This window comes from Psychrobacter immobilis (assembly GCF_904846065.1).
Taxonomy (GTDB): Bacteria; Pseudomonadota; Gammaproteobacteria; order Pseudomonadales; family Moraxellaceae; genus Psychrobacter; species Psychrobacter immobilis_H.
This window is the reverse complement of sequence record NZ_CAJGZV010000001.1, coordinates 522,550-544,237: the sequence shown is the minus strand read 5'-3', so window position 1 is coordinate 544,237 and position 21,688 is coordinate 522,550. Positions and strand designations below refer to the sequence as shown.

16 protein-coding genes are annotated in these 21,688 nt (G+C 43.6%); 9 read left to right on the top strand and 7 right to left on the bottom strand.

Annotation, left to right across the window (positions count from 1 at the left end):
* Positions 1–210: 210 nt before the first annotated feature.
* On the top strand, positions 211–1,032 hold the full coding sequence (gene copM / locus JMW64_RS02330) for a CopM family metallochaperone (protein WP_201552712.1): 822 nt from the start codon (positions 211–213) through the stop codon (positions 1,030–1,032).
* A gap of 179 nt (positions 1,033–1,211) precedes the next feature.
* On the opposite strand, the gene JMW64_RS02325 is transcribed toward copM, so the two are convergent.
* Positions 1,212–3,254, bottom strand: coding sequence for a M61 family metallopeptidase (locus JMW64_RS02325; RefSeq protein ID WP_201552710.1), 2,043 nt, complete (start codon positions 3,252–3,254; stop codon positions 1,212–1,214).
* A 333-nt stretch (positions 3,255–3,587) separates the two neighbouring features.
* Between JMW64_RS02325 and JMW64_RS02320 the strand changes: the two genes are divergently transcribed.
* A complete protein-coding gene (locus JMW64_RS02320; RefSeq protein WP_045443514.1) occupies positions 3,588–4,073 on the top strand; it encodes an FKBP-type peptidyl-prolyl cis-trans isomerase in 486 nt (161 codons plus the stop codon).
* 574 nt (positions 4,074–4,647) lie between these two features.
* Here JMW64_RS02320 and JMW64_RS02315 read toward each other — a convergent pair.
* Positions 4,648–6,858 (bottom strand): carboxy terminal-processing peptidase, encoded by a 2,211-nt coding sequence (locus JMW64_RS02315; protein WP_045443512.1) that lies wholly within the window; start codon positions 6,856–6,858, stop codon positions 4,648–4,650.
* A gap of 554 nt (positions 6,859–7,412) precedes the next feature.
* Here JMW64_RS02315 and nagZ point away from each other — a divergent pair.
* On the top strand, positions 7,413–8,498 hold the full coding sequence (gene nagZ, locus JMW64_RS02310; protein WP_201552702.1) for a beta-N-acetylhexosaminidase: 1,086 nt from the start codon (positions 7,413–7,415) through the stop codon (positions 8,496–8,498).
* Between the two features lie 124 nt (positions 8,499–8,622).
* Here nagZ and JMW64_RS02305 read toward each other — a convergent pair whose 3' ends face one another.
* Together JMW64_RS02305 and JMW64_RS02300 are read right to left on the bottom strand one after the other, a co-directional pair.
* The gene (locus JMW64_RS02305; RefSeq protein ID WP_201552700.1) at positions 8,623–10,218 is read right to left on the bottom strand and encodes an OmpA family protein; all 1,596 of its coding nucleotides are present in this window, start codon (positions 10,216–10,218) and stop codon (positions 8,623–8,625) included.
* A gap of 464 nt (positions 10,219–10,682) precedes the next feature.
* Positions 10,683–12,311 carry a hypothetical protein gene (locus JMW64_RS02300; RefSeq protein WP_201552698.1) on the bottom strand — a complete coding sequence of 543 codons (1,629 nt, stop codon included), beginning with the start codon at positions 12,309–12,311 and terminating at the stop codon, positions 10,683–10,685.
* A gap of 374 nt (positions 12,312–12,685) precedes the next feature.
* On the opposite strand from JMW64_RS02300, the gene JMW64_RS02295 reads away from it, so the two are divergent.
* The 6 genes from JMW64_RS02295 to JMW64_RS02270 all read left to right on the top strand — a co-directional run bounded on the left by JMW64_RS02295 (position 12,686) and on the right by JMW64_RS02270 (position 17,912).
* Positions 12,686–13,294, top strand: coding sequence for a rhomboid family intramembrane serine protease (locus JMW64_RS02295; RefSeq protein ID WP_198329603.1), 609 nt, complete (start codon positions 12,686–12,688; stop codon positions 13,292–13,294).
* A 181-nt stretch (positions 13,295–13,475) separates the two neighbouring features.
* Entirely contained in the window at positions 13,476–14,441 is a 966-nt protein-coding gene (locus JMW64_RS02290; protein ID WP_201552696.1) for a metallophosphoesterase, read from the top strand.
* Between the two features lie 99 nt (positions 14,442–14,540).
* Positions 14,541–15,101: a 5-(carboxyamino)imidazole ribonucleotide mutase gene (gene purE / locus JMW64_RS02285; protein WP_198329602.1), complete on the top strand. Its 561-nt coding sequence runs from the start codon at positions 14,541–14,543 to the stop codon at positions 15,099–15,101.
* A gap of 190 nt (positions 15,102–15,291) precedes the next feature.
* Positions 15,292–16,650, top strand: coding sequence for a 5-(carboxyamino)imidazole ribonucleotide synthase (locus JMW64_RS02280; protein ID WP_201552694.1), 1,359 nt, complete (start codon positions 15,292–15,294; stop codon positions 16,648–16,650).
* Positions 16,650–17,099, top strand: a complete 450-nt coding sequence (locus JMW64_RS02275; RefSeq protein WP_201552692.1) for a YaiI/YqxD family protein — start codon at positions 16,650–16,652, stop codon at positions 17,097–17,099. Before JMW64_RS02280 ends, JMW64_RS02275 begins: the two co-directional genes overlap by 1 nt.
* 174 nt (positions 17,100–17,273) lie before the next feature.
* Positions 17,274–17,912, top strand: a complete 639-nt coding sequence (locus JMW64_RS02270; protein WP_201552690.1) for an NAD(P)H-binding protein — start codon at positions 17,274–17,276, stop codon at positions 17,910–17,912.
* A gap of 116 nt (positions 17,913–18,028) precedes the next feature.
* On the opposite strand, the gene epmA is transcribed toward JMW64_RS02270, so the two are convergent.
* The 3 genes from epmA to JMW64_RS02255 all read right to left on the bottom strand — a co-directional run bounded on the left by epmA (position 18,029) and on the right by JMW64_RS02255 (position 21,437).
* A complete protein-coding gene (epmA, locus tag JMW64_RS02265) occupies positions 18,029–19,054 on the bottom strand; it encodes an EF-P lysine aminoacylase EpmA (protein WP_201552688.1) in 1,026 nt (341 codons plus the stop codon).
* A 72-nt stretch (positions 19,055–19,126) separates the two neighbouring features.
* Complete coding sequence (locus JMW64_RS02260; RefSeq protein ID WP_201554998.1) at positions 19,127–20,239, bottom strand: 4-phosphoerythronate dehydrogenase; 1,113 nt, start codon at positions 20,237–20,239, stop codon at positions 19,127–19,129.
* Positions 20,240–20,309: 70 nt separating this feature from the next.
* Positions 20,310–21,437, bottom strand: coding sequence for an AI-2E family transporter (locus JMW64_RS02255; RefSeq protein ID WP_201552686.1), 1,128 nt, complete (start codon positions 21,435–21,437; stop codon positions 20,310–20,312).
* Between the last annotated feature and the right edge of the window lie 251 nt (positions 21,438–21,688).

Genomic DNA, 21,688 nt, shown 5'->3' with positions numbered 1-21,688 from the left:
GCTTATTAGGGCATATCCTTATTTCTATCAGCTTTTTAGATCAGAATACGTCTTAGTCATTGGCTTTGGTAGCAATTAAAACCAATTACGACTTGCCAAACATCGCGTCTCGAACGAGCAAGGTTTATCTGCTAAGCTTCAGAACACCATTGTTTAGCTATCATAAGTCTCATCCACTTATCATTTAATTTTTTATTATAGGGATATGTTATGTTTGTTTCTCGTCGTTGGATTTTGTTGGCCACTAGCGTTTCTACAGCGCTTATACTGAGCGCCTGTCAGCCGACAAAAGACAACGATGACACAGATTCTAATGCAGCGACCCCACCTGTGACTGATATCGTCGATGCTCCAAATGACGTTGACGCTGATAACGACCTAGCAGCTGGCGAAAACAGCGCGGATGAGAGCCAAATGACCGATATACTCAGAGACTATACAAGGTCGATGACTAGAATGCATGATGAGATGATGATCGGTATGGGTTATAACGATCCTGATACAGCCTTTGCTAAAGCGATGCTTGGCCACCACCGCGGTGCCGTGGAAATGGCAAAAATTCAGCTGAAATATGGTACTGACGAAGAGATGCGTCAATTGGCACAAGAGATTATCACCGCTCAGCAACTTGAAATAGATATTTTGAATAAATGGCTTGCTAGCCACCCTGATACAGCCAAACCTAAACCCAACACTGAAGCGATGCAGCAAGCGTATGCCAGAAGCATGGATGTCTTAAATGGCGAGATGGTATTGGGTATCGCCGATCCTGTGCCTGACATGGCATTTGCACGTGGTATGCTGCCGCATCACATTGGCGCGGTAGCGATGGCAAACATTCAGCTGAAATATGGCACTGACGAAGAGATGCGTCAATTGGCACAAGATATCATCGATGGTCAGCAGACTGAGATTGAGCATATGCAACAATGGATTGCAGATGCTAATGCTAGTACCGATAAAAATACTAAAGAGATACAGGGCACAAGTGAAGCGGATAATCATCAGCAATCTGAGCAAGCTGCTTCTTAGGTGCTGAATTACTAAACGCTGACTTACCTATTAATTTTTATTACGTTTGAAAAAGACTGCCAGTCATTACACAAAACCCCTGCCAAATAATATTATTTGGCAGGGGTTTTATTTTTAATAAATTATTGAACAGAATAGTGAGAAAAAGTACATTCACATTAATACATTTAGCAATGTATTTAACTTTGATAATGCTCTATAGCGTTAAGCCATGCTTGCCAGCCTGCATCGACTGGAGAAGAGTTATCACTGACTCCTGACGATTGATTTGCTTTTGCCAAGTGCAAGCTCACTTTATGCGGAGATGCTTTGTCGATGGCTTTGTCGATGGCTTCATCAGCCGCCTTAGGCAGCACATTAACACGCATCAACTCATCACGGCGAAACAGATGACACTCAATGTCACGCTCCACATTACTCAGCAACGCCAATTGTTTACTGTCAGCTTTGATACCGTCAAGCGCCACAATGACATCGTTCGCTGAAATACCTGCACTAGCAGCGACACTAGCACGTGTCACGCGATTGACTTTGAGTCCAGCAGGTGTTTCAGTACAGCGCATGCCCCAAGGCACATGCTTGTCAGCCGTCTCTTTGCTATTACTATGCATGCTGATACCGTTTGCCGCCAGCAGCGCTTCAATTGGCAACTCTTCAACACCATTGACATAACGATACTCAAAGTCTTCCCAATCCGCTAATGGCATGAACTGCCCAATGACTGTACCCATATCAGCACTATTGATGCCAATGCGTTTATTGTCGTTTTGCTTTGCTTGAGTATAAAAAGCCTTGACCACATCAAACAGACGATAGCGACCATTGCTCTTTTGGAGCAGCGTCAAATCCAAACATAACGCCACCAATGCGCCTTTGTTGTAATAACTGATACCAGCATTGCCTGTATTTTCATCGTTACGGTATAGCTTAATCCACGCATCAAAGCTCGACTCTGCAACGCTTTGATACGCGCGACCCGCGGTTTGATAGTAACGATTAATTTGCTCAGCCAGTAGCTTGAGATAGCTTGGCTTATCAATCACGCCCGACGCTTGCAACATAAAGTCATCGATATACGAAGTAAATCCCTCAAATACCCATAGCAGTGGTGTAAAAGCCTCGCGGCGCAAATCGACATCCAACATAACATCTGGGCGTACCGTTTTGACCCACCACGAATGAAAATACTCATGGCTGCATAAGCCCAAAAATCGCTGATAATCGGTGCTTGGTATTTTTGGCTCATCAAGAGTTGGTAAGTCTCGGCGCGGCGTAATGAGACTGGTCGAATTGATATGCTCAAGTCCACCATAATCCTGACCACTGGCAAAGGTCATAAAAGTATAATCATTAAATGGCGCATCACCCAACCAATCTAAATAGCACTGACAGATCTGAGTGATATCCTGCTGTAGCCTGCCCATATTGGCGCTGTGCTTACCTGAGAGATAAAAACGATGAGGTAGCGTCTGATGCGTACTGTCTTGAATAATAAAGTCAAACTTATCTTGCTCTGCAATCTCAAACGGGTAATCAATAAGGTCGTGATAACTGCCTGCTTGTAGTCCATAGCTATGCTGCCCATCAAGACGTAAATGAGTAGACTCTAATCCACATGCCAATAGCAGCCGACTCTCGTCTTTACCTGCTAAAAATGCTGCTGGCACTGCTAAGCTAGCTTGTACAGCTCGATGCTCCTGCCCTTCTACAGCCAATGCCAATGAGGTGAAATTCCCATACAAACGTTGCTGATCGACATAGGCAGTACGTACCGATAAATCATAGCAATAAACTTCATAGTGGACACTGATGGCTTGCCCTGCTTTAGCTTTTGGTAATTGCCACGTGTTTTTATCTATTTTGTGCGCGCGATAAGTCTCGTGAGTATCGTCATCCATGATTTGGCTGTCTAATGCTTTACTATCTAGCATCTGGCTGTCTAACACCTGGCTGTCTAACACCTGGCTGTCTAACACCTGATAATGCACCGCGGTAATGTTGCGCGCAAACTCACGCATCAGATAACTGCCTGGTATCCACGCTGGCATCCAAAGTTGAGGCGCATCATTTACTGCCGTAAAATTGAGCGACACATCAACCAAGTGCTCAGAAAAACGCTCGAAATTGAGTCGATAATTGATATCAGCTTTAGCTTTATGGTGATCGCTGATTGTATTGGCATCCGATAGCTGACAGCCTGAATTATTAGCAAATGAAGTCATTGTCTTTATATCCTTATTTATATCATTATGGTAAAAGCCATTGTCCAAAAACGCAACTGGCAAACCCCGAATATCCATTTACGGTCTTCAAACCACAAAAAACTGTGTTTATTTTCATAAAAAACGACATTTATCAGTATAAAATAGCATTTTTTATTGTTTTTACCTTGAAAGTTATATGAGCCATCTCAATTAAAGATGCTAACTGCTAAAGTTACTTTAATAAACTGATGATAATTGACTAATGACGTGGCTATTTGGCTTGCTGATTGGATTTTTTAGGTTTATTGCAACCGTATTTAATTTTTTACATAGATATATTTAGGATAACTTATGACTATTATTGCAAAAGACACTGCCGTCAAATTCAATTACACACTAAAAGACGACGAAGGCAACATTCTTGACCAATCACCAGAAGGTCAACCACTTGCGTACTTACATGGCCACAGCAACATCATTCCAGGCCTTGAGCAACAGCTAGAAGGTAAATCTGCTGGCGAACAAGTCAATGCTGTTGTTGAACCTGCTGATGGCTACGGCGAATATCAAGAGCAAGCGGTACAACATGTACCACGTGATAACTTCCAAGGCGTTGAAGATATCCAGCCGGGTATGCAGTTTCAGTCAGAAGCTGGCGGACAAGTAATGCTAGTTACCGTTACTGAAGTAAATGACAAAGAAGTGACCGTTGATGCAAACCATCCATTGGCTGGTAAGCGTTTGACGTTTGATGTTGAAATCCAAGAAGTGCGTGCAGCGACTGAAGATGAACTAAACCATGGTCATGTCCATGGCGCTGGTGGCGTTGAGCACTAATCTCTTCTAGAGTATAGTGAGATGTTAAATGGTAGTCTTTATTAAGATTGCCATTTGTTCAAAAAAGGTCAGTGGCTTTGTCTACTGACCTTTTTTTATGGCTATTATTTATCACAATCACCTTTTTAAAATATGAGCCTCTTAGGTGTACATTAAGTAACCTGACAGGCTTACAAACTATTCACTGCTACTGTGTTACCTATTAGGATCTATTAGCTAGTTAGGCGTGTTTCTCAATTAATATATAGCAGACGTAACAAAGCCGCATAACGACAAGCGTTATGCGGCTTTTATCACTAACCATCCATGTTATCGTTACATGATACCTAATCCCGGAGTATCCTATAACTGACAGGCATCTAGCCTTATCATCCTTAATCAGCAAACCACCTATCCCTGATGCGACCTTTGAGATACCAATCCCTAGTATCAATGAACCTTTTCGTTCAATCGTGCCGTACAGTTATAATCGCAGATTGCCTCATGGTTAGTAAGAGGTATAAACGTCAATCCATGTAAGCATATGCTTACGTGGATTTTAATCACAGCCTTTTTGGCTGACAATACTGACCGTTTATAGCTTCTCTTCAGGGCTTAACAATGCTTTAGGTTCAGCGCTCAGCATAATATAGGCCGCTTCATTGATGAAGGCTTCGTCTTCCGGTAGCTCTGGGCGCTCCTTGGCTTTCATGCGACTGCGCTCTTCAAATTTTGCATCCATTGCTGCTTGATAGGTGTTCCAATTGGCATAAGGGCGCTCACCCGTTGCAATAAGACGTTTATTTTCAGCCTCTAGTGAACGCTTTTCAATCAACTGCATCTTAGCGCGGCGGCTATTGATATCAAGTGGAATTGGTTTTTTCTCATCTTCCATATCGCGAATGTTGTTTAGCGCTGAGAGATAAACAAACTGTGGGTTTTGCTCTTGACGAATTTTAGACTGCTGGTTAAGTGTCGCTAACGTCGTATCAGTGAACTTACCTTCAGGCTTGTAAGGCGCCGTTTTGATGGTATCCCAAGGTAACGCTTTTTTCTGCGCACGTTCGCCAAAAGTGGCATCATCGTAGATATTGACCAACTCTACATCAGGTACAACACCTTTATTCTGCGTACTACCACCAGTGATGCGATAGAATTTGCGCTGCGTTAAAGTGGCTGAACCCAATGCCAAATTATCGAGTTGAATCTGCGCTGAACCTTTACCCGTTGTCGTACTGCCAACCACTAGCCCACGACCGTAATCTTGGATAGCCGCGGCAAATATCTCACTGGCTGAGGCAGACGCTAGGTTGGTAATAACGACCACTTTGCCATCATAAAGTTGCTCACCGCCATCATCGTCACGGTAGACCTGAATGTTGCCGCGATTGTCACGGATTTGCACCATCGGTCCACTCTTGATAAAGAAGCCAAGCATTTTTGCTACTTCATCCAATGAACCACCTGGATTATTGCGCAAATCAACCACGAGGCCATCAATATTTTCTTTATTCAACGCTTTCAATGCTTTTTCGGTATCGATACTGACGCTGCGATAATCTTCACCGTTACGGCGTGCCTGATAATTCAGATAAAAGCTTGGTATCTCAAGGACGCCGATGCGTTTTGGCGTTTTATCAATATTAGGGCGCTGTACTTCTACCACGCGCTGGGTAACCCCTGACTCTTCTTGTTGAATAATGTCACGAACCACCGTCACGTTACGGGCACTGGCATCAGGGGTATTTGGCTGACGCACTTTGATGGTCACTGACGTGCCACGTTTACCGCGAATCAAGCTCACAATCTCACGCGTTGACCAGCCAACCACGTCTGTCATGTTCTCGCCATCTTTGGCAATACCGATAATCAAATCATTGGGTTTAATCTGACCAGATTTGGCTGCTGGACCACCATCGACCAAGGTCACGATGCGAGTATAATCTGGGTTTTTACGGTCAGGACGAATAGAGACGCCAATGCCTTCTAATTGCAGGCTAGATTGGATTTGCAATTCGTTGGCCTGAATCGGTGCATAATAATTACTGTGCGGATCGTAAGTCAGCATCGCCGTATTTAAGATGGTTTCCATGATTTCATCGTTTGTGAGACGCTTAAACTGCTCTTGCTGTCGCGATAAACGGTTTTGTAAAATCTCGCTTGGTGTACGTTGGTCGTTGCGCACCAAATCTTGTCCACGAGTAATATCTGGATTGCTCAGGAATACTTTTTCTTTGGCTTTTTCATCTTCTTGGCCCAAGGTAATACTCATCAGCTGAAATTTCAGCTGACGCGTCCAATAATCACGCTGCTCTTTTTTGGTTTTAAAATGATTGAGTTTTTCACGGTCAAGCACGATCGTATCATCACTCGTCAAATCAATATCGGTTTTTAGCATCTTGCTCGCCATCGCAAAATACTCATTTGAGCGTTTGCGATAGCGTTCAAAGACCTCTACTCCTGCAGATAAGTCGCCACGCTTGAGGCGAGCACCGAATTCATCGGCGTATTTTTTCTTAAACTCATCCACATCAGACTGCAAAAACAACGTATGGTTTGGGTCAAGGCTATCGATATACATAGACAAGATTTCGCTGCCCGTTTTGCTATCTAGCGGCTGATTCAAATAGTGGCTACGATCCAGCAATGCGGCTACTTGGCGAGTGGTGACTTTTTGTTCAGGGGTTTGTACAAAGCCTTCAGTATTGGTGTCGGCCATTGCCGTCCCGTAGCTCTGGGTGAGAATAATACCGGCGATGCCCACTGACGCTGCACTGAGTAACCACTGTGCTGGTTGTTTTTTCATCATATATACCTAGTTATTTTACGTTAATAATATTATTTGTTTTATAAAAATCAAAAGTGACTGAATCAATCGCCGCCTATAAATGCTTTATCTTTAAGTCACGAAATACTTATCTACCATTATCAATCGAATATGTATTCAATGATACTTTCTAAAATCTAAAACGATACTTTCTAAAATACTATTTTCTGAATAATTATGGTCACTAAATGCCATTGCTGTTTGCTAATATGTTGTTAAAAATCACTCAATATTATCATGCACATAGATATCCAACTGTCTCAAACTGTATAAGCAATCTTACACGCTACGCCTGCACATACCAAACTTTCTATTACATTTATTGTTCATCATTATTTGGGTCATTTATTGATGATTCAATGCCCACTCACGAATTGATTTGAGTCTATTCATCTGCCACATTATGCTCATTTACTAATAACTGTCATAATAAAGCAGTTTTGATAATAGTTGCACACTGCCAATTATCATCATTTATTTATTTGAAGCTGAACCGATCATATAACAATATATAACACCATAAGGATTACGCAATGTACGGCGTTTTAATGATTGATATCGATAGTACCGCACTGACAGCAGAAGATGTCAGCTTAATCAAACAGGCACAAGTGGGCGGGGTGATTCTATTTGCCCGAAACGTTGCAGATGCCGCACAAGTACGGGCGTTGTGTGACGATATACGTTATCACAACCCGGACATATTAATCGGCGTCGACCAAGAAGGTGGACGAGTCGCACGCCTGCGCAATGGCTTTACCCCACTACCCGCCATGGGCAGGCTTGGGGAATTATTTAATCAAGAGCCTAGCCATGCGCTAAGCTGTGCTTACGATTGTGGCTATCTAATGGCAACAGAAGTATTGGCAGTGGGCATTGATCTCAGTTTTGCCCCAGTACTTGACAGAGATGGCATCAGTCAAGTCATTGGGGATCGTAGCTTTCACCAAGAGCCGCAAGCGATCACTGCGCTGGCGACTCAGTTTATGCGCGGTATGAAAGCCGCTGGCATGGCAACCACGGGTAAGCACTTCCCCGGTCATGGCGCGATTGCCCCTGATTCCCATGTGGCTGAGGCCATCGATACGCGTAGCTTGGATGAGATTATGCATAGCGATATGCAGCCTTTTGCCCAAACCCTACCGTGGCTTGATGCCTTAATGCCTGCCCATGTTATTTTTTCGCAAGTCGATGATAAGCCAGCAGGTTTTTCTAAAATTTGGCTCAAGGACATCATACGGGATCAGCTAAAGTTTGATGGGGTCTTATTCTCTGATGATCTATGTATGGCAGGTGCTCAAGCCGCAGGCGATGTCAGTGCACGTGTGAAAGCCGCGATTGAAGCGGGTTGTGATATTGCGCTGGTTTGTAATGACCGCGTCGCCGCCCATGAAGCCGCAGAGACCGCACAAGAGCTGCCTTATCCCAATCAAAACCGTATTAAAACAATGTGCGGACAGATACCAACATGGCAAGGTGATCTAGAATCAACTTGCCAACAATTTGACTATTGGCAACAGGCAAAGCAAAACGTGACTCAAACCTTTTTTAATCCTCAATCTGAGGCACAAGCGACTCGCAGCGCTACTGAATCAAAAGATCCGACCGCTTATAAATAATCGCTTATTATTAGATACTTATCATTAGCCACCTATAAACAACAGCCTTAACAAAATGAAAAACCGCACCTTTTATAAGATGCGGTTTTTTAAATTAGTAATAACTCAATCAATCCTTTGTGCATTAATTGGCTGGATCGACTGCCGTACCTTGAGTGGCATCATCACCATCAGGCAATAAGTCATCGTTATTGCTATCTAGAGGGTTTAAGTCTGGGTCAAGCGCATCATTACTAATAATCATACCATCGTTTGCACTGGCCATCTCGTCATTGACTATAAATTCAATACGGCGATTACGGAAGCGACCCTGCTCCGTTGAGTTATCAGCGATAGGCTCTGATTCACCCATGCCTTTCGTCATCAGTTTACTGGCATCAACACCTTGAGATACCAAATACTCTTTCACTGCCTCAGCGCGATCACGAGACAATTCTACATTGTAAGAATCTGATGCCTGACTGTCAGTATGACCGATAATCGTCAGCTTCATATTCGGTACTTCGTTGATAATCTTAGCAGCGCGGTCAAGCAGCTCTTTATTGACATCAGGAATGACCGCTTCATCCACTTCAAAGTTGATCACCTGAATACTCAATGCACGAGCCACATCACGTGGATCTGGGTTTTTACCAAGATTGGTCATAGCAACATCCGCAGCTGCCAAACTATTATCAATCTCACCCTGCAAATCTAACGGTCCTTCGGCTTGTATGGTCATCGCAGGAACAGCCGCTTGTAAGTCAGCCACTAGCTTATCTAATGCCGCTGCATCAGGCGCATTGACAGTGATAACATCGCCTTTGATGATCATGCTCGCATTTGGTACATTTTTGACGATAGGCAAGATAGTAGCTAGCTGAGCCGCTGCTGGCATATCTACTGCAAAATTATCATCGACATCAGAACGGCATTTATTGGCTTCTTCACCAAATGCACTGGTTAACGCATTCATTACATTGGTCTGCAAGGTCTCGTCGCCCACATTCATACGGCAAGCATACAGTTCACTATTTTCACCAGTCGCAATGCGCAATGATGCAGGCTCGATATCACCTGCCACTGCCAACTGACCCTCTCCCTGCACTGCTTGTTGGGCAGTAGCCACCGGTGTAGCGACAGGCTCAGGGTTCTCTTGGCAACCACGAAGTAAAGCCCAAGCCAATGCGCCTAAAATAATCAAACCAATAATGGGGAGCAATGCTTTCATAAAGCTGCCTTGCTGCTCTTCTTCGCGTTGCAATGGAGCGGTGCTCACCGTATCAGAGATACGCGCGCCAGCAGCAGGCGTCGCTGCCAACATACCGACTGGCAGAACGGCGCTTGCCCAGGCAGGAATATAACGCTGATAACTGTCGAGATTATCATTTAAAAACTGCGGCACTGGTGTGGTACCTGCCAAGCTTTTGATTTCGTGAAAAGCCAGTGGCGCTGCCATCGCTATCAGTCCACGCGAAGACGTTGCATCAACATTATGCTTGCCTGCCAGCTCACGAGCGATTTGATCACGTTGCGAATCATCGCTCCATACACGGTCATAAAAACCTTGGTCGTCACGAGTGATATTCTCATTTGCAAAACGATTATAAGTATCGTTATCCGCTAAGCGGGCCGCAAAAATAGCGTAGAACTGCTCCAGTAGCCCCTTTTTAGCGGGACTATGATCATCTTCCAGCACGGCTGGGCTGACTGTACGCGTCAAATGACTGATAATATCCATAATACAATTCTCCTATTAATACCTACATAAGTATCGATTTATATAATTTAAATATTCAAAAAATGCCAGATAAAATAATGATTTGAAATAAGAACCATGACAGCTAAAACCATCTTGACCCTTTTCAATTTTCATCATTATAAAAGTATTAAGTCAGTGTTAACAATCAACAGGTTGTTGTACAAATGATACGTTAGGTAATATTTCAAGTGTCACACGTAACCAAAAACATGGCAAATAACCAACCATTAACCCAGTGAGAAGCCATAAAAGAATCAGTAAAACTTATGTATAAATGGAGAAAATACATCCTTTTTTCAGATACTTTATGGTTTTTTAGATACTTCTAACTGGGTATCTACAGAAAAAATGGCGGTATAAGCAACTTATACCGCCATCTTTACTTGATAACTTGTTTCAATGGATAGGTGATTAAACAATCGTTAAACACCTCTATTATCCAATCATTTATTCCTTACTTGTGCAGGTTCAGCGATGATGAGTGTGCTTGCCATATCATCTACCTCCGATTCTGAAATAGAACCTGACGGTCTGTTATTCATCGGTGCATTGTTAGGGGTATTGTTAGGAATGTTACTGGGAATATTGTTGGCATTGTTACTATAATTGTTGGGTGCAGGATTAGGTACGATACGATCGCCTGTATCATCATCTGCTGCTTGAAACTCTCCAGACCCACCGTTGTTATAGTCATTAGCATACTGATTGTTGGCAGCTCCCTCATTCTCAAACTGGTTATTCGTATTATTCATTGCATTGGCATCGTTATTTTCAGGCAATGGTAGTGGTGCAGTACTATCGATGACCATGGCAGGTATCAAAGTACGCATATCCGTAACCAGTCGTTGCAAGAGCATACTATCTGGCGCTTCTAACATAAGACGATCATTCTGCAAATGTAGGCGTGCAAATGGCGTAGACCTAATCATCGTCAAGACATTGGGCAGTACTTCCTCTGGTAAATTGGCAATACTACTAGCAATTCCAGCCTGTACTGTTAATTCGCAAATACTCGCTTGCTCACCAAAGCTGGTATTGAGCGCTTGTTGCAAGGTGCTTTGCAGCGCTGCATCGCCAATGGTAGCGCTACAGGCATACAGACTACCGCTGTTATCTACGCCAACGATGAGCTCAATGGGAGTCATGACCTGCGCTACTGGTGCAAGCGTTGGTGCTACCACAACAGGCATTGTCGCAGCGGCTTCTACAGGCGGCGCGTTGTTCGGTCTGATTAATATTGCCCAAGCAGCAAGCCCTATCGCGGCAATGGCTACTATTAACAAACCCACCCGTACCACTAAATCATTACGTTGATTGCGAGTACGCACTTTTTCTTGCTTCATACTGCTATTTTCTGCCAAATGATGCGTGGATGGATTGGCATGAATGGCGCCAGTATGAGCGCTAAAATGACCATCGGTATCACCTATCCTCATACTTTCTACATCAGTATTTCCAATATCTTTTTTATCTGCTGTATCAGCATTTTGCTTATAAGCGGCTGTCGCTGCGGCGATCGTACTGGTATCTATATGAGAATTTTTCCGTCCATCCAAGGAGGTGTCACGCACTGGTACGCTATCAATATCCACGGCGATGTGTGGGTGTGATTCTGATGCGCTATTTACGTTTTGAGGAGCAGTAATAATAGGTGCTGACCACATCGGTAAATACTGACGCAGTGCCGCCTGCTCTCCCTGCAAAAACGCTGGTAAAAACTGGCCGTTTGCCAATACTGTCAGCTCACGATAAGCCAGTGGCGCGGCATTGATAAGCAGCTGTAACGTAGCAAACTCATCAATATGATGGGTAGCAGACAGCTCTCGGATCATAAGCTGTTGTATGCTTTTATCTTGCCACAGTTGCTCGAACAGTGGACTTTCTGTGACTCTATCAACCATCCCTTGCTCGGCGCGGATAAATTGTGAATACACTTGCGGCAAGGCGAGACGTGATGCCAAGATGGCATAAAACTGCTCTAGCAAGCTGCTGTAAGCCACACTATCATGACTGTTGCGCTCACCTATGACAGCTGGCGTTACGGTCTTTTCTAATTGGTCGATAATACTCATAGATTACTGCCTCTTTCGGCCTTTATTTTAAATTTACCAACGCATGAAACGTTTATTTTACTTGTCGTTAGCGTCTGTATTCTTGGATACCGCTCTCATTTAACCCGCCATTACCGTCAAGATACGAAGCATTACTTAATTTGCCTGACAGCCTGCTATATTATTCACTATAAAAGCATATAAATGCACTATTTTGTCACATAATAAGTTTTTGCATTGTCATAACTACTGTTAGTATTACTTTATTATAAATAGCTCATGCTTAATAATTGCTTGTCAGTCCTATTTAGTTTGCACTCAGCCATAATGCGTAGGCTTTGAACATTGTTATTCATCACATTGTCACATATCAGGCGCAGCCTAAGGATTTCCCTTTGTTCAATCATACGACCCTTATTATTATTATCACGGTTATTGTCAGCTTAGTGGCATGGCAAAACAAGACAGTATTTAATCGACTTATTTTTTATCCGCCAGCGGTAAATAATGGGCAGTGGGACCGTTTTGTCACGCATGGCTTTATTCATGCCGATAGCATGCACCTGCTCTTTAATATGTTTACTTTATACTTTTTCGGTCGTGCTATTGAAGGGCTGTATCAGCCGTTCTTATTTGGCTATGGTTTTGTGGTCTTTTACGTCTTGGCCATTATCATTGCGATGATTCCAAGCTACCTTAAGAATAAAAACAATGCGAGCTATTTAAGCCTTGGCGCGTCAGGCGGTGTATCAGCCGTGTTGTTTGCTTTTATTTTGCTGGCACCGTGGGAAAAAATCTACCTATTCGCGATTATTCCTATACCTGCGATCCTATTCGCCGTCGCTTATATTGCTTATAGTATCTATGCAGACAAACGGGGCGGCTCTAATATCAATCATATGGCGCATATGTGGGGCGGCGCGTTTGGGGTTATTGCCACGATTATTTTAGAACCGCAAGTCCTACCGCATTTTATCAATGCGCTATTATCGCCTGGGCTTTAAATTTAGTAATAAGTTCAGTAATGAAGTTTAGTGGTAAAAACTGAAATAAAACTCAGTGATAAAAAGTGAAATGAGCACTTGGTTTATGATGGCAATTTAAGTAACTAAGCAATGATTAACGTCGCGTTATGTTTTGCACAAACTTATACTTAACAAACTATTTAAGAATTTGATAATTATTATGATGATAGATGTTATCGGTGATATTCACGGCTACGCAGACAAGTTAATTGGCTTATTAGAGCAGCTAGGTTACGTTCATAATGGCACGTACTTTGTACCGCCAGTAGGGCATCAGGCGTTATTTATCGGTGACTTGATTGACCGAGGACCACAGCAATTGGCTACCTTAGAGATTGTTTTTGCCATGTTAGATGCTAACGTGGCAGATGCGATAATGGGTAATCATGAATATAATGCCCTCGCCTTTGCCACACTTGACCCTGATAATTCCAGCCAATATCTGCGCTCGCACAATGACATACATACACGCCAACATGCGGCATTTTTAGCCGAAATAGCTTTTGGCTCAGAGCGTCATCAATATTGGCTTAATCGGTTATATGAGCTGCCTTTATGGATTGAAACAGACGACGCTTGTTTTGTTCATGCCTGCTGGGATGTCGATAGTATGGCAGTATTGCAGCCATTATTGACTAACGATAACTGTTTAACGCCGCACGGGCTAGTCGCCACTGCCAAAGAAAACACGGCGCCATTTGACGCGCTAGAGCGGGTATTAAAAGGTGTAGAAACAGCATTACCCGACGGCATGATCATGGTCGATAAAGAAGGCACTGAGCGCAAGCGCGTTCGAGTATGCTGGTGGCTTGACGGGCTGAATAAGCGCCGTCTTTATGAGGTGGCGCGTGCGCCTGCATCAGCATTGGCGCAGATTCCAAAAGAGGTGTTGGCTGAAAATATTGATTTCGCCCTGAAAACGAATAAAGCAGTATTTGTCGGTCATTATTGGCTAACTGGCACGCCTGAGCCACTGAGTTCACAAGTTGCCTGTACTGATTATTCAGCGGCGGTAGACAGCGGATATCTGACTTGTTATCAGCTCAATACTGAGCAACCATTGCCACTAAAAGCCAGTAACTTTGTCCAATATCGCCATGATAAAACGGTAAACCCCAATCCATAAAATTGGTACTATTGCCCCCGCTTTTTTATTAAAAATCAAACTTGGCTTTACGAGAGCAACAAAACTTTTGTATGATGGTCTTTTTGAGGATATCAAAGCATGAGCACCACAACAGCTACTGTTAACACGATGGATCAAAACAGCCCTATCGCCTCCCCTGCTGGTCAGCCAAAAGTTGGCATTATTATGGGATCACAATCTGATTGGGCAACCATGAGTGCGGCAGCGCAATTACTCGCAGACTTTGATATCGCCTTTGATTGTGAAGTGGTGTCAGCACACCGCACCCCTGATAGATTGTTTGACTATGCAAAAAGCGCAAAAGATAACGGTCTACAAGTTATCATCGCTGGCGCTGGCGGTGCTGCTCATCTGCCTGGCATGTGTGCCAGTCAAACGCCGTTACCTGTGTTTGGTGTTCCTGTAAAGTCTTCCATGCTCAGCGGTTGGGATAGTCTCTTGTCTATCGTACAGATGCCTAAAGGCGTCGCAGTTGGCACATTAGCGATTGGCTCAGCAGGCGCTTACAATGCTGCTCTGCTTGCGATTCAAGTGTTAGCATTGAATGATGAGACCATTGCGGCTAAGCTGGACAATCTGCGCCAAACGCAAACTGATACTATCCTTGCTAGCCCAACGCCAGGCATTATCAATACCTAATTACCTGTCTTTGATAACGGTTCTTGAATCCCATTATTGAGACATAGCTGCTATTTACTTGATATTTATTTTTAGATGGGTTTTACTTAATACAAGGTGCATGTAATGCACCTTTTCCTATTTTAATAGATGACTTTTTACCTTTTATTACACCCAAAATATTATTCATTTTTAACTCAAAGAGCCTGCCATGACTACAGCGAACGCTTACCCTGTTACCCAAACCATTCGTACCATCGGTATTTTAGGCGGTGGTCAGCTTGGTATGATGCTTGCCGAAGCAGCGATGCCACTGGGCTACCAATGTGTGTTTTTAGAAGACAGCGCTGAATGCCCTGCTAGCCTATACGGCCGCGTCTTTCATAGTGATCAGTTAGCAGACTTCATCGCCGCAGCAGACGTTTTCACCTTAGAGTTTGAAAACACACCGACGGCGACAGTCGAACAGCTTACTGATTTGTCAAAATCAGGTAGCAAACAAGGCATGTTTCCGCCATTGATTGCGCTTGATATCGCTCAAGACCGCTTGAAAGAAAAGCAAATGTTCAATTCGCTTGATATTGCCACTGTACCCTTTATGGCTGTCAACTCTGAAGCGGATTTGCAGCAAGCCTGTCATGAATTAGGACTGCCTATTGTCCTAAAAACCAGCCGTGGTGGTTATGATGGCAAAGGTCAGTTTGTGATTAGACAAGACAGTGATATCAAGGCGGCATGGCAAGATCTTAAAGATGCAGTTACGGGTAAGGGCTCACTAACGCCAACGCCTGCACCTTTGATTGCAGAAGGTTTCATTAACTTTAGCCGCGAGCTTTCTATTATCGCCGCACGCGCACAAAATGGTCAGGTTCGTTGCTACGATTTGGTCGAAAACCATCATCATAATGGTATTTTAGCCAAGACCCAAGCGCCTGCCGTTGGCACCAGTCATTTATTCAAACAGGCAACCGATGCCATCACCAAGATCATGAACCACTTAGACTATGTTGGTGTGATGGCACTTGAGCTCTTTGTGACCAAAGATGCGCGTGGTCATGACACGCTACTCGCTAATGAAATTGCGCCGCGTGTGCATAATTCAGGACATTGGAGTATTGAAGGCGCTGTCACCAGCCAATTTGAAAACCACATTCGTGCCGTCGTCAATCTGCCATTAGGTGACACCGACAACGTGCATCCAGCCATTATGCTCAATGTCCTAGGGCAATATCCAGATATTAGCGCGGTGCTAAATATCGATGGTGCGCACTATCATAGCTACCATAAAGCAGAACGCGATGACCGCAAAATTGCGCATATTACCTTGATGCCTAATGATGTTGCCGACTTAGAGCCTGCTTTGGCCAAGCTCGTCGCTACGCTACCCAATAAAATGGGACTTGAGAAAAAACCATCTGCGATTGATAGCCAGCCAAAAGCGGCAGATAGTCTAACCACTACTGACAATAACAATGACAATATTTTAGAGGGTATAGAAGTCCATATCGATGACAGCCAAACAACTAAGTCTATCGACGCTAAGGCAAAAACAGAAAAGGTTAAGAAATAATGCAGATTTGGGTAGATGCCGATTCAGTGCCATTGATTGCCAAAGATTTGATTATCAAAACCGCTGAACGCACACAAACCATGGCAATATTCGTCGCCAATCAGGCGATCAAACTGCGTAAGTCACCACTGCTGGTCATGACGGTGGTGCCATCAGGGTTTGATAAAGCCGACGATTATATCGTTGAGCAAATACAGCCAGGCGATCTGGCTATTACTAGCGACATTCCTTTGGCTAATGACATTTTGGACAAAGGTGGTATGGTCTTGACGACACGCGGTATGGTTTATGATAAAAATAACATCAAGCAAAAACTCAATATGCGTGATTTCATGGATACCATGCGCGGTACTGGCGTGCTCGAGCTACAAGAAATGAGTGGTCAAAAACCTTATGGCGATCGTGATAAAAAAGCTTTTGCTGATGGATTAAACAAGTTGGTACGCTAGTTTTCACACGCTTTGTCTTTGATTTTTTGATCTTATCCACTTTGCAAACCGTATACACGCCATAACCAAACACTATGCAATCGGCACGCTTCATAACGAAGTGTGCCTTTTTTTCTTGATACGCTATAGTCAGTTTTTACAACAACGATAACGTATATAAGAATAGGAATGACAATGAAAATTTTAGTAATTGGGGCAAGTGGTCGAGTGGGAACGGATTTGGTCAAGAATCTATTAGCGGATAACCATCAAGTTGTTGGCACGACACGCCAAGAAGAAAAACTGTTTACCGATGACAATTATAGCCAACTCGATTTAGATATCACTGCCGAAAAAGAGGCTATACAAAAGCAAATTGATCAAGACATTGACGCTGTTTATTTCGTTGCAGGGTCTGGCGGCAAAGACGTCTTAGAAGTAGATTTGCATGGGGCGGTCAAGACCATGCAAGCTGTAGAAGATAAAGGTATTAAACGCTATATCATGCTCAGTACCGTCTTTTCGTTAGACACCAGCAAATGGGACAATGCTGGTATTGCTGACCTAAAAGAATACTATATCTGCAAACACTATGCGGATCAGTGGTTGATTAATAACAGTAGCCTTGACTACACCATCGTTCAAGCAGGGGCACTAAAAGAGCGCGAAGCGACTGGTACAATCACTATCAACGATAATAATGCTGGTGAAAATTCAATTGCCGATGTGGCGACTACTCTGGCAGCCGTCTTAAATGCCAATAATACCATCAAGAAAGTCTTTAGTATGCATAACGGTGAGACTGCGATTGATGAAGCGATTGCAAAATTATAAGAAGCAACTTTACAGCGATTAAAACGAAAAAAGCGAGTAAGCCTGATGGGTTACTCGCTTTTTTCTAATAGGCTTGTCAAATAAGTGGCAACTATATTAAGTCTACCAATGATCGACTAGGCCAAACCGCTTGGAAAAGAAATCACATCTTCTAAGCTATTCGCACCTGTAATCACCATGAGTAATCTATCGATACCAACGGCGATACCGCTACAGGGTATTAAAGCATCAGATGCTGCTAATAAATGCTCATCGATTGGCATTTGTGGCAGGTTATGACGCTTACGCAGTTGATTGTCTCGCTCAAACCGTTCTCTTAACCCTTGTCCATCTGCTAGCTCATCATAAGCATTAGCAATCTCAATGCCATTGATATACAGCTCGAAACGTTTAGCGACTGTATTGCCCTCTTTATCAACTGCTGTTTTTGCCAGTGCAGCCGTGGCAGGTGGATATTCTATAATCAAGGTCGGTAAGTCGTGACCCAAGTTTGGCTCGACCGCATGACTAAACAGCAAATCCAGCCAGCTTTGACGAATATCTGCTTCGCCATCTTCTGTGTTAGCCAAGTCGCTATTAAAATCAAAACCTGTCAAACTCTTATCTTCTGCTACTGCTTGCAGGGCATCAAGGCTAGCTGTTAGCGGATGTATGCCGACAAAATCCATAAACGCATCAACATAGCGGTAATGACTCATTACCACTGAATGTCCATAAAGCGCCGCTAATAATTCACCTAATTCAGCCGCCATATCATCCAGACTATAATTCGGCTGATACCACTCAAGCATGGTAAATTCGATATTATGGCGTACGCCTATTTCGTTATCTCGAAATACGGAGCAAATTTGATATATAGGCACTTGCCAGCTGGCAAGTAAACGCTTCATAGCAAACTCAGGTGAAGTATGCAGATAATAAGTACAAGGTTTATCTTGGTAAGTCACTTGTGCGGCGACTGATTGTAAGAAAGTATCGGTATTACCAGCCTGCGATAGGAGCGGTGTTTGCACTTCAAGCACTTGATGCGTGGCGAAAAACTGACGAACGGTGATCATCAATTGCGCACGCTGCTGAGCCATTGCCAATGTCATGGTCGGCGCATAGCTGGGTTTTGAAGAAGAGTTACTTGCTTGGGTCATTATTATTTACTGCAATTAAAGGATAAGAATAAGTTCTCAGATGCTACTTTAGGGTTGAAGGCTGCCTAACTTTTACCACTGCCATTCGCGGCGTAAGTGATAATCTCGGCGCAACTGATCAAAGTCAGCACCCTTTACTTGACCGTCAGCCAGCTTGCTTCTTAGTGCAGCATCATCGTGCATGATATCGTAAAACTTCTGTAATCTGTCTGGATGTGCTTTTAGCTCAGACCAGAGATAAGTATTGAGCGATAGCAAACTATGCATCGACAATACAGGCAAGACTGCTAACTTTTCACAGAGCGCATCATAGATGATTTGCGTACCACGCAACTTACCTTCGACCGTATAACCTGCGATATGAGGAGTGGCGATAGCCAGTTTGGACAATAAACTCTCAGAAATCTCTGGTTCAAATTCAAACACATCAAGCACTACTTGGCGATCTGTGCGCTCAATATCTGCTTCTAAATCACGCGCATTAATGACTGGTCCGCGCGCACTATTAATCAACAAGGTATGCGCAGGCATCACTGCCAGCGTAGTTGCGTCAATCAGATGCTTTGTTGGATAATCACTGCCACTAGGGTTTTTACTATCTTTTTTATCGGTTAAAGGCACATGTAAGCTCACTACATCGCTTTGGCTAAGCACTTGCTCCAGGCTGGCATTATTCGTATTCGATGTAGGCAGTAATGGATCATAGCCTAGTACTTGCCAGCCTAAATCAATGGCATACTGAGCTAGCGTACTACCAATATTACCAAGTCCGATGATGCCCAATATTAATGGCTTCGTGGATTGCTGCCAATAGTGCGGACGCAACGTCAAAATCGCCGTCAAGACATACTGCGCAACAGAATGTTTACTACATCCAGCCGCATTGGCGAAAGTGATATTTCGCGCCGCTAAATAGTCTTGATCGACATGATCGGTACCGATAGTCGCCGAACCGACAAATTTTACGCTGTTATTATTGGCTAGCAGTGCCTCGCCTACTGGCGTCACCGAGCGTATCAACAGCACATCAGGCTCAACGTCTGCCAGTAATTGCGCATTGATATCGCGTCCGGCGACGGTGATTATATTGACCGTCTGCTCAGACGCCTGCCCAAGCATCGAAGCATTAAAAAACGCATCCAAGCTTGCGATATTGCTATCGGCCACGATAGTAATGCTGTCAATAGAGTTCGCTCTATTTTGCATAGCGTTTGCAGTATTCTTATTTAACATGACTATGTGCCTCTACGTGCCTCTACTCTGATTCATTGACTGGTGGCAACGTTTGGTTGTCAGACAACACCAAATCCTGCGGAGCAAATATCTCATTTTTATGCTGCGATATCCATTCTCGCCATACCGCCAATCCGATGGCTAGCACCACAGGACCGATAAACAAACCAACAAAGCCAAAAGCCGTTAGACCACCTAATACACCAATAAAAATAATAATAAAAGGGATTTTGGTCGCGCCACTAATCACAATAGGACGGATGAGATTGTCAACCCAGCTGATAACCAAAGTGCCCCATAGTGCCAAGCCAATCCCTTCTACAGTATGACCTTGGCTTAACAACCAAATGGATACACTGCCCCAGACAAATGGCGTGCCAAACGGAATCAGGGCGATAATAAAGGTTACGATAGTGAGTAAGATAGGACTTGGTGCACCAGCGAAGTAGTAACCCACACCTGCAAGCAGTGCTTGTGCCAATGCCGTCAAACCAATGCCATAAACCACCGCACGCGTGGTCGTACCCACAGAATCAATATAACCATCAATGCGATTGCCAATGATATTACGCAGTGCTTGGCGAATTTGACGCACCAAACTGGTACCATCACGATAAAAGAAAAACAACGTCATCAGCGCCATACCTAACTTGGCAAGACCGCTAAACACCACATCAAATGCTACTTTGCCATAATATAAATGTGACTGTACCCAGATACGAAACGCCTCTAACGTCCCTTCTGGGTTTTTATTGATTCTCCACAGCACATCTTTCACTTGCTGACCGATGATAGGCATATCTTTAATAGAATCAGGCACATCTAAATAGCCCACTTTTATACGATAAATCAAGTTACTGATTAGGCTTAAGGCTTCTTGCTGTAGAATAAAAACACCTATAACCAGTGGCACACCTATCATTAAGGAGATACTCACCGTCATAATAGCAGCGCTAAAATTAGGACTCAGCTTTACTTTTTCATAAAAAAAGTTATAAATAGGAAAGGTCACATACGCTAAAATCGCCGCCCATAGTGCGGGTACAATAAAAAACTGTACCACTTGAAAACACAGTACGAACAGCACCACCAACAGAGTAATAGCCAATAAGCGCTGAATAATAAATTCTTTTGTCCAATTTTCAATCATAGCGTATAAACCAAGAGCAGACAGCGAAGATCTATCGCGACCTTGCTGGCAAGTTTATAAATGTGTGATGAATATCAACTCACAGACGGTGCCCATAAAAAGACCCTGTCCATTAGCGGTATTCATTAGCGAGGGGTGTAAACAATCAGTGCCAGTAAATCTGCTTTGAGAGCATCAAATCGTAGCATACTTACGGACGATAGTTTTGACTAACGCAAGATAAATATCAAACGATTATCACGGCTTATTAT